Below are 12,301 nucleotides of genomic sequence, written 5' to 3' on the forward strand. Positions count from 1 at the left end.
ACGCTTGGCCCATGAACATTCCGTTCCTGGGCCACCGGCACCACAAGAACGGCCGCGCGGCGCTTCCGGCCGACCCCGAGGCGATCGCCGCCCTGCTGTCCGAGTGCGAACTGCTCCGCTCGCAGGCGGCCCAGGCGGGCGTCCGCCTCGACGACACCCCGGCCTCCCTGGAGGCGCTGGACCAGCTCGTCCCGCGCTGGCGCGACGACGCGGAGATCCTGCCCTGGCTGGGCAACGACGCCGGGCTCTACGTGGGCACGGTCGTGGTGCGCACCGTCCCCGGCGCCGCCTGGCGGATCCGGGCCGACGGCGAACCGGTCGTACGGCTGGCCTCCGGCCGCGAGTTCGAGCTCGTGCGGGCGGGGCGGGAGTGGGCCGCGAGCGGTGTCCCCGAACTGTCGCAGCTCTACGCGGAGGTCGCCGAGGCCTGAGACGGGCGCCGGCCGGCCCGGCGCGGGCGGCCCGCCGGCAGGTGAACGGTGTAAATACGGCTAATACCCGAAAAGCGCGTGTCGCCCCTCGGCTCCTCGCCCGTCTGGATAGTTTGCGGAACCGGGACACGGCTGAGAGTGAGTAGGGCTGCGGATGGCCGCCGATCCGTTGATCGAGCTGCGTGACGTCAACAAGTACTACGGGGACCTGCATGTCCTGCGGGACATCGACCTCACCGTCGGCAGGGGCGAGGTGGTCGTGGTCATCGGCCCCTCCGGCTCGGGGAAGTCGACGCTGTGCCGGACCATCAACCGCCTGGAGACCATCGAGTCCGGCACGATCACGCTCGACGGGCGGCCGCTGCCCGAGGAGGGCAGGGCCCTCGCCCGGCTCCGCGCCGAGGTCGGCATGGTCTTCCAGTCCTTCAACCTCTTCGCCCACAAGACGGTCCTGCAGAACGTCTCCCTCGCCCAGACCAAGGTCCGCAGGCGGGGCAAGGAGGACGCGGACCGCCGGTCCCGGGAACTCCTCGACCGCGTCGGCCTGCTGAACCAGGCCGCCAAGTACCCCGCACAGCTCTCCGGCGGCCAGCAGCAGCGGGTGGCCATCGCCCGCGCCCTCGCCATGGAACCCAAGGCGATGCTGTTCGACGAGCCCACCTCGGCCCTCGACCCCGAGATGATCAACGAGGTGCTCGAGGTCATGCGGCAGCTCGCCCGGGACGGCATGACCATGGTCGTCGTCACCCACGAGATGGGCTTCGCCCGCTCCGCCGCCAACCGCGTCGTCTTCATGGCCGACGGCCGGATCGTCGAGGACCGCAGCCCGGAGGAGTTCTTCACCAACCCGCGCAGCGACCGGGCCAAGGACTTCCTGTCCAAGATCCTCAAGCACTGAACGGGGGAGTGCCACCCGTGTTCCGTACCGCCCGTGCCGCCTGCCTTCTGCTGGCCCTGCTCGCCGCCGCCTGCGGCAGGGAGGGCAGCCCGCCCGGCAAGGGACCGGCGCCCGAGAAGCTCCCCAGGTACCAGGTGCGAGAGGGGTTCAGCCTGCCCGCGTCCAGGACCTGGGAGCGCGCCAGGAAGCGCGGTCACCTCGTCGTCGGCGCCAAGGAGGACCAGCCCTACCTCGGCGAGAAGGACCCGGCGACCGGCACCTACTCCGGCTTCGACATCGAGATCGCCAGGATGCTGTCCGCCTCCCTCGGATTCCCCCCGAAGTCCATCGAGTTCAGGACGATCGCCTCCGCCAACCGCGAGACCGCCCTGCAGAACGGCCAGATCGACTACTACGTCGGCACCTACACCATCAACGACAACCGCAAGAAGCTCGTCGGCTTCGCCGGCCCCTACTACCTCGCCGGCCAGTCCCTCCTCGTCCGCCGGGACGAGAAGGACATCGACGGCCCCGAGGACCTCGACGGCAAGCGCGTCTGCTCGGCGGCCGGTTCGACGCCGTACCAGCGCATCAGGTCCGACTACCCGAAGGCGGTCCTCGTCGCCTACGACACCTACTCCATCTGCGTCGACAACCTGCTCACCTACCAGGTCGACGCGGTCACCACCGACGACGCGATCCTCATCGGCTACGCGGCCAAGGCCCCCCGCGAACTGAAGGTCGTGGGCCGGCCGTTCTCGAAGGAGCCGTACGGCATCGGCGTCCCGCACGGCGACACCGCGCTGCGCCTGGCCCTGGACGACGCACTCCGGGCGCGTGAGCGCGACGGCGACTGGAAGAGGGCCTACGACGCGACGCTGGGCCTGTCCGGTGTGCCCGCGCCCCACCCGCCCGCCATCGACCGCTACCCGGCGAGCTGAGCGAGGACGGCATGTACGTACTGAAGGACAACTGGTCCATCTACTGGGAGGGTTTCCTCGGCACCGTCGAACTGACCGTCTGGGCCTCCCTGCTGGCGCTGGTCCTGGGCTTCGTGATGGCGTCGTTCCGGGTCGCGCCCGTCGGGTCGCTGCGGGTCTTCGGCACCGCCTGGGTGACCGTCCTGCGCAACACCCCGCTCACCCTGCTCTTCTTCGCGGTGCTGCTCGGGCTGCCCCGGTTCGGGCTGGTGCTGCCCTTCCAGCTCTTCGCGATCCTCGCCCTCGGCTGCTACACCTCGGCGTTCGTCTGCGAGGTGCTGCGCTCCGGAATCAACACCGTGCCCAAGGGGCAGGGCGAGGCGGCCCGCAGCCTCGGCATGAACTTCGGGCAGACACTGTCCCTGGTGGTGCTGCCCCAGGCGTTCCGCTCCGTGATCCCGCCGGTCGGCTCGACCCTCATCGCCCTCGCCAAGAACTCCGCGATCGCGGGCGCGTTCAGCGTGACCGAACTGCTCGGCACCTACAAGACGATCAACGAACTGGGCTACAACGTCGTCTGGACCTTCGTCTGGATCGCCGTGGGATACCTGGTCATCACCCTCGCCATCAGTGCCCTGTTCCATCTGCTGGAGCGCAAGTGGGGGGTGGCCCGATGACCGAGTCCACCGCGCTCTACGACCTTCCGGGCCCGCGCACCAGGCGACGGCACACGCTGTACGGCGTGCTGTCCGCCGTCGTGCTCCTCGGGCTGCTCGCCTGGATCCTGTATCTCCTCCTCGACACCGCCCAGTTCACCTACACCAAGTGGATGCCGTTCGAGTACGAGGGCATCCAGAAACTGCTCCTGCGGGGCCTCGGCAACACCCTGAAGGCGTTCGGGCTGGCGGCCGTGCTCTCGCTCGCCCTCGGCGGGCTGCTCGCGACGGGGCGGCTCTCCGACCACCGGCCGGTGCGCTGGGCGGCCACGGCGGTCGTGGAGTTCTTCCGGGCCATGCCGGTGCTGGTGATGATCTTCTTCATCTTCGTGGCGCTGAAGGCGCAGCCGCTGACCGCCCTGGTCGCCGGACTCGCCCTCTACAACGGCTCCGTGCTGGCCGAGGTCCTGCGGTCGGGTGTGCGCGCCGTCGAACGCGGCCAGCGGGAGGCCGCGTTCGCGCTCGGCATGCGCAAGACGCAGGTCATGGCGCACGTCCTCGTGCCGCAGGCCGTGCGGGCCATGCTGCCCGCCGTCATCAGCCAGTTGGTGGTCGCCCTGAAGGACACCTCTCTGGGCTTTCTCATCACCTATGAGGAGTTCCTCCACGCGGGGAAGCTCATCGCGTCCAACCTCGACTACGATTTGCCGTTCATCCCCGTGGTGATGGTGATCGCGCCGATCTACATCGGGATGTGCATGCTGCTCTCGTGGTTCGCCGGCTGGGTGTCCCGCCGTGAGCAGCGCAGTCCCAGGACCGACGCGGTGACGGTCGTCACGGCCGGTCCGGGGGCGCTGCTGCCGGGTGGGGAGCCCCCCACGGCCCCGCGACCGTAGGGGGGTGGCAGTTCATACGGGCCAGGCTCGTCCGGCGGCAGCCGGGGATCACTGCTCGCGCAAGGGGACGGACAGGTACGACGGGTCGTCCGCCGGCGAGGAGAAGGTCAGCTGCGCGCCGGACGGGTTGTGCTCGAAGTAGAGCGGGTCGACCGTGTCCACCACCAGCGCGAGGCGGTGCCCGGCGGGCACGTCGTAGGCGGTGGAGAACAGGTCCAGATCGACGTCGAACGGCTCACCGGGTGTCCGGCCGTGCCAGGTGAGGGGCGCGTTGGTCACCAGCTTGCCGAAGCCGAGCGGACCCACGTCGTACAGATAGGCGACCAGGGTGCCGCTCTCCGCGGTCGGGGTGAGCGTGGTGTGCAGCGCCGCCGTGCCGCGCACCCGCTGGGCGGTGGCGTACCGCTCCGACTGCCAGACGGCCGCCCAGCGGCGCGGCAGCAGCGGGACCGAGGCGACGGGCGGCAGCTTGGCCACCTGGTCCAGGATGCTGGAGAGGAAGACGATGCCGCCGTCCGCGCCCGAGTCGACGCCGCTGTGGATGGTGGTGGAACCGGCGAGCGCGATCTTCCGGCGGGTCGCGCCGACCGACTTCCAGTCCGGGTAGCCCTCGTATCCCCCCGCGCTACGGGACTTGAGCTGGACCGGCTGCTCACGGTCGATGCCGTTGTCGGCGCCCTTGAGGTAGTGGTCGAACCAGCGCCCGGTGTCCGTCCACACGTCGTTGGGCAGCCCGAACAGACCGGGCAGCTCGGCGGTCGCGTGGTCGCCGGGGCGCAGCTCCAGCCGCTTCGGCCCGGTCAGCTTCTGGTAGAAGTCGGCGTACTGGTTGGCCGGGAAGACCGTGTCGCCCCAGGCGTTGGCGAGCAGGACGGCGGCGCCGTTCCGGTTCAGCCGGTCGACGTAGGTCGCGGCGGAACGCTCGCGCCCCCAGTCGATCATCTCCTGCTCGTGGGTCAGGTCGCCGGCGTAGAAGCGGTCGAAGATCTGCCGGAGTTCGGGGCTCTCCCGGCCGGTGAGGGCGCCCACGCCGTCCAGCACGGCGCCCGCCTGCACGTGCTGGGTGCGGCCCGAGTAGATGGAGCCGATCAGGTCGGCCCAGCCGCTGAGCGCGGCGACCGCCTTGATCCGCTTGTCGTGGGCGGCGGCCAGCAGGCTGATGCCGGCGCCGTAGGAGACCCCCGCCATGCCGATGTGCGCCTCGTCCGCCGGGGTGTTGGCCAGTGCCCAGTCGATCACCTTGGAGGCGTCCGCTGTGTCCGGCGGACCGGCCACTTCTATCTCGCCGCCGGACTGCCAGAACCCGCGCACGTTGTACGACAGGACCACGTACCCGGAGTCGGCCAGCTTTCGCGCCTGGGCCAGATACTCCACCTGGGGGAAGCCCCAGCTCGTGGGCAGCACGACGAGCGGGTAGGTCCGCGAGCCGTCGGCGTCCGCGGGCGTGACGACGTTCGCCTTCAGCACGGTGCCGTCCGCGCCGCTGATGTCCACGAACCGTACGGACGGGGCGGCCTGGGCGGCCGGGGCCAGACCGACGGCCGTACCGGCGATCAGCGCTGTGGCGACGGCGCCGACGGTGGAGGCGCGCAGGCCACTGTGACCAGTTCTCATGGGGTCACTCCTCACTCGGTGACTCGGTAAGGTGCAAAGTGACCCGACGGTAACCGCGCGCTCCCAGTCCAAGTAACCCGTCGGTAAGTTACGTACCAGTAAAGGTTGTTGAAGAGCTAAGAGGCCGCCGCGGGGGCGGCCTCCGGCAGCGGCGTCCGGGCCGCCCGGGTCACGTCCGCCACCAGCTCCACCACATCGGGGCCGTACGCCTGCGAGTTGACCACCTTCAGCAGCAGTACGAAGGAACCGGATCCGTACTTGCGGGCCAACCGCTCGTGGCCGCGGGCGAGATAGCGGGCCGCGGCCTGGTTGGTGATCGCCCGCTGCCCGCAGAACAGGAACACCGGGCGGGCCTCGCCCCGGTTGCCCGCGGTGAGCCGGGCCAGCAGCACGTACTCGCTTCTGCCCGCCTCCACGCGGTAGTCCTCGCCGCCGATGCGGAAGGCGCCCGCCTCCGGACCCGACTCCGCCTCGGTGTTCACCCCCACCCCGGGCAGCAGGGAGGACAGGTGCGCGGCCATCCGGCGGTTCGAGCTGGGCCCGCCGAGGCAGAACTCCGTGCGCTCCCCGAAGCCCTGCTGGGTCGCGTCGTGCGCCACGACCTGGGCGTGCGCTCCGCAGTCCTTGATCAGTGCGGAGAGCTCCAGCAGGGCGAACACGTCGTGCCGCATCACCGACAGCTCCGGGCCGCCCGCGTTGCGGTTGACCACCAGCAGCGACTCCGAGTGGTCCGGCAGCCCGAAGAAGGCCTGCTTGCGGCGGAGCCTGCGCCGCCACAGGTAGGTGCGGGCGAGCCAGCCCAGCGCGGCACTGACACCGGCCGCCATGACGCCCAGGACGATGTTGCGCACGTCGTCGTTCATGGCCGCGCATGCTAGCGGTCCCGCACGTCCACTACGTACCCGTGTTCGAGCTGTGACGTTCGTGTGGCAGGTGCCCGAGGCGTACTGTCGGTACGGAGGCAATCTCGTTACGCTGCGCGGACTTGTCCCTGCGGGAGGTACGGATGGGTCGTCCTGGCACGCGGAAACTGGCGGTTCTGGCGGTCTCGGCCGTCGTGGTCACGGTGGGAGCGGCCGCGCCGCCCACCGCGAGGACCGGCGGCACGGCCACGAAGGTGCCGGTGGCCGTCGGCTACGGCGGCGCCGTCTCCAGTGTCGACGCGGACGCCTCCGCCGCCGGCATCGAAGTGCTGAAGAAGGGCGGCAACGCCGTCGACGCGGCCGTCGCCACCGCCGCCGCGCTCGGCGTCACCGAGCCCTACTCCGCCGGCGTCGGCGGAGGCGGATACTTCGTCTACTACGACGCCAGGACCCGCACCGTCCACACCATCGACGGCCGCGAGACCGCGCCCCTGTCCGCCGACTCCGAGCTGTTCACCGAGAACGGCAAGCCGCTCGCCTTCGCCGACGCGGTCAGCAGCGGCCTGAGCGTGGGCACTCCCGGCACGCCCGCCACCTGGCAGACCGCGCTGGACCAGTGGGGCAGCGAACGCCTCGGCACGGTCCTGAGGCCCGCCGAGCGGATCGCCCGCCAGGGCTTCACGGTGGACGACACCTTCCGCTCGCAGACCGCGTCCAACGAGACCCGCTTCCGCTACTTCCCGGACACGGCGAAGCTCTTCCTGCCGGACGGCCGGCTCCCGGTCGTCGGCTCCACGCTCCGCAACCCCGAACTCGCCCGCACCTACGAGGAGCTGGGCCGCGAGGGCGTCGGCGCGATCTACCGCGGAGACATCGGCGACGACATCGTCAAGACGGTCGAACACCCGCCGGTGGACCCCGCCTCCGGCTGGAACGCCCGCCCCGGCAAGCTGGCCGAGAAGGACCTCGCCGTCTACCGGGCCAAGCTCCAGGCGCCCACCAGGACCTCGTACCGCGGCCTCGGCGTGTACTCCATCGCGCCCTCCTCCTCCGGCGGCACGACCGTCGGCGAGGCGCTCAACATCCTGGAGCGGTCCGACCTGTCGAAGGCGAGCCAGGCGCAGTACCTGCACCACTACATCGAGGCGAGCCGCATCGCCTTCGCCGACCGGGGCCGGTGGGTGGGCGACCCCGCCTTCGAGGACGTACCGACGAAGGAGCTGCTGTCGCAGCGGTTCGCCGACTCGCGGGCCTGCCTGATCAAGGACGACGCGGTGCTCACCAGCCCGGTCGCGCCGGGGGACCCGAGGCATCCGGCGGCCTGCGGCACCGGCGGCAAGGCGGCCCCGACGACCTACGAGGGCGAGAACACCACGCACCTCACGGTGGCGGACAAGTGGGGCAACGTCGTGGCCTACACGCTCACCATCGAGCAGACCGGCGGCAGCGGCATCACCGTCCCCGGCCGGGGCTTCCTGCTCAACAACGAGCTGACCGACTTCTCCTTCACGCCGGCCAACCCGGCCGTGCACGACCCGAACCTGCCGGGGCCGGGCAAGCGGCCGCGGTCCTCGATCTCCCCGACCATCGTCCTGGACCGGCACGACAGGCCGGTCGTGGCGCTCGGTTCACCCGGCGGCGCGACCATCATCACCACGGTGCTGCAGACCCTGACCGGGTTCGTCGACCGGCACCTGCCGCTGGTCGACGCCATCGCCGCACCGCGCGCCAGCCAGCGCAACGCCGCCCAGACCGAACTGGAACCCGCGCTGTACGACAGCGACCTGCGGACACGGCTCGAGGCGATCGGGCACAGCTTCAAGCTCAACCCCGAGATCGGCGCGGCCACCGGCGTCCAGCGGCTGCCGGACGGCAAGTGGCTGGCGGCCGCCGAGAAGGTACGGCGGGGCGGCGGCTCGGCGATGGTGGTGAACCCGGCGCCGTAACCCCCGCCCCGCACGCGGCCGTTCGCGACCCGGGCCTACGACCCGGGAGCGGGCGGCGGCGGTTCGTCCGCCGGGCCGGTGTCCGCGCCCGGGCCTGTCCGCGACGCCGGCCCGGTGCCCGCGGGCGGCCGGGAATCACCGGCCCGCGGGGGAGCGGGCGGCGGGGGCGCGGCCTGCGGAGGCGCGGACGGCTGGGGAGCGGCCGGCGCGGCACGCTCCGCGTGGAAGTCCAGCCGCCCGTCCGCGACGTCCACGGTCACCCGGCTGCCCTCGGTGATCGTGCCGTCGAGCAGCAGCCGCGAGAGCTGGTTGTCCACCTCCCGCTGAATGGTGCGGCGCAGCGGGCGCGCGCCGTACTCCGGCTGGTAGCCGCGCTCGGCGATCCAGTCGACGGCCCCGTCCGTGAACCGCACCGTGACCCCCTGGCCGTCCACCAGCCGGCGGGTGCGCTCCAGCAACAGGTCGGTGATCTGCCGCAGTTGGTCGCCGGTGAGCTGCCGGAAGACGACGATCTCGTCGATGCGGTTGAGGAACTCCGGCCGGAAGTGCTCCCGCAGCGGACGCAGGATCTGCTCGCGCCGCGCCTCCTCGTCGGCGTCGGCGCCCCCCGGCCCGAAGCCGATCCCGGCGCCGCGCCTGCTGATCACGTCCGAGCCGAGGTTGCTCGTCATCACGATGACGGTGTTGGTGAAGTCCACCGTGCGGCCCTGCGAGTCGGTGAGCCGGCCGTCGTCCAGCACCTGTAGCAGGATGTTGAAGACGTCCGGGTGCGCCTTCTCCACCTCGTCCAGGAGCAGCAGCGAGTACGGGTGCCTGCGCACCACCTCGGTGAGCTGGCCGGCCTCCTCGTGGCCGACGTACCCGGGCGGGGCGCCGACCAGCCGGGAGACGGTGTGCCGCTCCTGGTACTCGCTCATGTCGAGACGGACCATGCGCTCCTCGCTGCCGAACAGCGCCTCCGCGAGCGCCCGGGCCAGCTCGGTCTTGCCGACGCCGGTCGGGCCGAGGAAGAGGAAGCTGCCGATCGGCCGGTCCGGGCTGGCCAGCCCGGCGCGCGAGCGCAGCACCGCCTCGGCGACCACCGAGACCGCCTCCTCCTGGCCGACCACCCGCTGGTGCAGGTGCTGCTCCAGGCCGAGCAGCCTCTCCTTCTCCTCCTGGGTCAGCCGGCTGACCGGGATGCCGGTCTGCCGGGAGACCACCTCGGCGATGGACTCCGCCGTCACCTCGAGCTGACCCTCGTCGGCCTGTTCGTCGTGGCTGGACTCCGCGATCCGCCGCTTCAGCTCGCCGATCCGGTCGCGCAGCTGGGTGGCCTGCTCGTACTGCTCGTCGGCGACCGCCTGGTCCTTGTCCCGGACCAGTTGCTCCACCTCGCGCTCCATCGTGCGCACGTCCGTGCCCTTGGTCCCGGCGCCGAGCCGTACCCGGGCGCCGGCCTGGTCGATCAGGTCGATCGCCTTGTCCGGCAGCCGCCGGTCGGTGAGGTAGCGGTCGGACAGCTCCACGGCGGCGACCAGCGCCTCGTCGGTGTAGCGGACCTGATGGTGGGCCTCGTACCGGTCGCGCAGCCCGCGCAGGATCTCCACGGTGTCCGGGACCGACGGCTCGGGCACCAGGATCGGCTGGAACCGGCGGGCCAGCGCCGCGTCCTTCTCGATCCGCCGGTATTCCTCCAGCGTGGTCGCGCCCACGATGTGCAGCTCGCCCCGGGCGAGCGCGGGCTTGAGGATGTTGCCCGCGTCCATCGCGCCGCCCTCGCCGCCGGAACCGGCCCCGACGACGGTGTGCAGCTCGTCGATGAAGACGATCAGCTGGTCGGAGTGGGCGCGGATCTCCTCCACGATGTTGTTCAGCCGCTCCTCGAAGTCGCCCCGGTAACGGGTTCCCGCGACGACCCCGGTCAGGTCCAGGGCGACCACCCGGCGCCCGGCCAGCACGTCCGGCACGTCACCGTCCGCGATGCGCTGCGCGAGCCCCTCGACGACGGCCGTCTTGCCGACACCCGCGTCGCCGATCAGGACCGGGTTGTTCTTCCCGCGCCGGGACAGCACCTCGATGGTCTGCTCGATCTCCTGCTCGCGGCCGATGACCGGGTCCACCCGGCCCTGCCGGGCCATGTCGGTCAGGTCGCGGCCGTACTTGTCGAGCGTCGGCGTCGAGGTGGGCCGCTGCCGCTCCTGCCGCGGCTGCGCGGCCTCCGGAGCCTCCGGTGGCAGTCCGCCCGCCTGGAAACGGGCCGCGTTCAGGATGTGCCCGGCCGCCGAGTCCGGGTTCATGGCGAGCGCGCTCAGTACGTGCTCCGGCCCGATGTACCCGGCACCGCTCGCGCGCGCCATGTCGTGCGCGTCCAGCAGGGCGCGCTTGACGGCCGGGGTGAGCGACAGCGAGGTCGGGGGCGGTGCGTCGCCCGGAGGCTGGTGCGCGGGACCGGCGCGGTGGTCGATCTCCGTGGCCAGCGAGTCCGGGTCGGCGCCGGAGCGGCTGAGCAGGCTCCGGGTGGGCTCGGCGGCGAGGGCGGCGCGCAGCAGGTGCTCGGTGTCCAGGTCGCGGCTGCCGTGCTCGGCGGCGTACTGGGCGGCGCCTCTCACCAGCTCGCGGGCCGGCTGGCTGAGCAGGCGGCCGATGTCGATGTGGCGAGGGGCGCCGCGTCCGCCGGGGACGCCGGCGCCCGAGCCGCCGAAGAAGCGGGCGAAGAAGTCTCCGAAGGGGTCCTCCGGGCCGTTGTAGCCGCTGGTCATCGTTTCGTTTCCTTCGCAGACGACGTGCGGAGCGGCCGGGTAACCGGGGGGTGGGCCGCTCATGCCACGATGACACGAGCTTCTGCGAAGGGCATGTGCAGGAACGCCCGCTCAGCAGGGGCTTCCGCTCCTCCGCCCGCCGCGGGTCCGCCGAGCCCTCAGGAGGCTTCGCGCGCCGTCAGGATCCGGGGGCCGTCGTGCGTGACGGCCACCGTGTGCTCGACGTGCGCCGCGCGCGAGCCGTCGGACGAGCGGAGGGTCCAGCCGTCGCCCGCCTCGTAGTAGGCGTCCTTGCCACTGCCGATCAGCATGGGCTCGATCGCGAGGACCATGCCGTGGCGCAGCGGCACTCCCCGGCCGGGGCGGCCCTCGTTGGGGACGTCCGGCTCCTCGTGCATGCGGCGGCCCACGCCGTGGCCGCCGAAACCCGCCGGGATGCCGTAGCCGGCCGTACGGCAGACCCGGCCGACGGCGTGCGCGATGTCGCCGACGCGGTTGCCGACGCGGGCCGCGTCGATACCCGCCGCCAGGGCGCGCTCGGCGGTCTCGATCAGCCGCAGGTCCGCCGGGCTCGGGCGGCCGACCACGAAGCTGATCGCCGAGTCGCCCACCCAGCCGTCCAGTTCGGCGCCGCAGTCGACGGAGACGAGGTCGCCGTCGCTCAGCCGCTGACGGGTCGGGATGCCGTGCACGATCGCGTCGTTGACGGAGGCGCAGATCACCCCCGGGAACGGGGTGAGGGCGAAGGAGGGGCGGTAGCCGAGGAACGGCGAGGACGCCCCGGCCTCCCGCAGCACACCGCGTGCCACCTCGTCCAGCTCCAGCAGTGAGACGCCGACGGCCGCGGCCTCCCGTACGGCCGTCAGGGCCCGCCCCACCACCTGGCCGGCCGCGTGCATCGCGTCGATCGACGTGTCCGTCTTCAGATCCATCATGCCAATTACTATACCGGTATTTTAATGGGGTGGGCCGCCGCGTGGCGGTATTAGAATGGGGCCATGGTGCGTACCCCCCTCACCCCCGAAGAGCGTGAACGCGGCGAGCGGCTCGGGCGGTTGCTGCGCGACGCGCGCGGTGGCCGCAGCATGGCCGAGGTCTCGGCGGCGGCCGGCGTGTCCGCCGAGACGCTGCGCAAGATCGAGACCGGACGGGCCCCGACCCCGGCCTTCTTCACGGTGGCCGCGCTGGCCGGGGCGCTCGGGCTGTCGATGGACGAGCTGATGACCCGGTGTGCCCCGATGGCCGTCTGACGGGCGCCGGACGCGGGGCGCCGCGCACTCCGCCCGGGACCGCGCGGCGAGGCGCCCGCACACTCGCCGAAAACTCCGCGTAGCGGGCCCGTAACACAGCTGGTGTT

At 71.8% G+C, this 12,301-nt stretch carries 11 protein-coding genes; 7 read left to right on the forward strand and 4 right to left on the reverse strand.

The window, feature by feature from the left end; translation table 11 throughout:
- Positions 1 to 11 precede the first annotated feature (11 nt).
- From ACWCPN_RS32800 to ACWCPN_RS32820, 5 genes are all read left to right on the forward strand, one after another.
- Entirely contained in the window at positions 12 to 431 is a 420-nt protein-coding gene (locus tag ACWCPN_RS32800) for a DUF6278 family protein (RefSeq protein WP_199212648.1), read from the forward strand.
- A 154-nt stretch (positions 432 to 585) separates the two neighbouring features.
- Positions 586 to 1,329, forward strand: a complete 744-nt coding sequence (locus ACWCPN_RS32805) for an amino acid ABC transporter ATP-binding protein (RefSeq protein ID WP_199212649.1) — start codon at positions 586 to 588, stop codon at positions 1,327 to 1,329.
- 17 nt (positions 1,330 to 1,346) lie between these two features.
- Positions 1,347 to 2,249 carry a glutamate ABC transporter substrate-binding protein gene (locus ACWCPN_RS32810; protein WP_451213779.1) on the forward strand — a complete coding sequence of 301 codons (903 nt, stop codon included), beginning with the start codon at positions 1,347 to 1,349 and terminating at the stop codon, positions 2,247 to 2,249.
- A gap of 11 nt (positions 2,250 to 2,260) precedes the next feature.
- A complete protein-coding gene (locus tag ACWCPN_RS32815; RefSeq protein ID WP_451213781.1) occupies positions 2,261 to 2,905 on the forward strand; it encodes an amino acid ABC transporter permease in 645 nt (214 codons plus the stop codon).
- A complete protein-coding gene (locus ACWCPN_RS32820) occupies positions 2,902 to 3,780 on the forward strand; it encodes an amino acid ABC transporter permease (RefSeq protein WP_392292361.1) in 879 nt (292 codons plus the stop codon). The genes ACWCPN_RS32815 and ACWCPN_RS32820 overlap by 4 nt, the downstream gene beginning before the upstream one ends.
- Positions 3,781 to 3,828: 48 nt before the next feature.
- Here the strand turns inward: ACWCPN_RS32820 and ACWCPN_RS32825 are convergent, their stop codons facing one another.
- Together ACWCPN_RS32825 and ACWCPN_RS32830 are read right to left on the reverse strand one after the other, a co-directional pair.
- Positions 3,829 to 5,394: an alpha/beta fold hydrolase gene (locus tag ACWCPN_RS32825; RefSeq protein ID WP_451213784.1), complete on the reverse strand. Its 1,566-nt coding sequence runs from the start codon at positions 5,392 to 5,394 to the stop codon at positions 3,829 to 3,831.
- 116 nt (positions 5,395 to 5,510) lie between these two features.
- The gene (locus tag ACWCPN_RS32830) at positions 5,511 to 6,257 is read right to left on the reverse strand and encodes a hypothetical protein (RefSeq protein ID WP_451213787.1); all 747 of its coding nucleotides are present in this window, start codon (positions 6,255 to 6,257) and stop codon (positions 5,511 to 5,513) included.
- A gap of 143 nt (positions 6,258 to 6,400) precedes the next feature.
- Between ACWCPN_RS32830 and ggt the strand changes: the two genes are divergently transcribed.
- Positions 6,401 to 8,203 (forward strand): gamma-glutamyltransferase, encoded by a 1,803-nt coding sequence (gene ggt / locus ACWCPN_RS32835; RefSeq protein WP_451213789.1) that lies wholly within the window; start codon positions 6,401 to 6,403, stop codon positions 8,201 to 8,203.
- Between the two features lie 35 nt (positions 8,204 to 8,238).
- Here ggt and ACWCPN_RS32840 read toward each other — a convergent pair whose 3' ends face one another.
- On the reverse strand, positions 8,239 to 10,944 hold the full coding sequence (locus ACWCPN_RS32840; RefSeq protein ID WP_451213791.1) for an ATP-dependent Clp protease ATP-binding subunit: 2,706 nt from the start codon (positions 10,942 to 10,944) through the stop codon (positions 8,239 to 8,241).
- A gap of 158 nt (positions 10,945 to 11,102) precedes the next feature.
- Positions 11,103 to 11,879: a type I methionyl aminopeptidase gene (map, locus tag ACWCPN_RS32845; protein WP_365129837.1), complete on the reverse strand. Its 777-nt coding sequence runs from the start codon at positions 11,877 to 11,879 to the stop codon at positions 11,103 to 11,105.
- Between the two features lie 63 nt (positions 11,880 to 11,942).
- On the opposite strand from map, the gene ACWCPN_RS32850 reads away from it, so the two are divergent.
- Positions 11,943 to 12,194: a helix-turn-helix domain-containing protein gene (locus ACWCPN_RS32850; RefSeq protein WP_199212655.1), complete on the forward strand. Its 252-nt coding sequence runs from the start codon at positions 11,943 to 11,945 to the stop codon at positions 12,192 to 12,194.
- Positions 12,195 to 12,301: the final 107 nt, after the last annotated feature.

This window comes from Streptomyces sp. NPDC002386, from assembly GCF_053593175.1.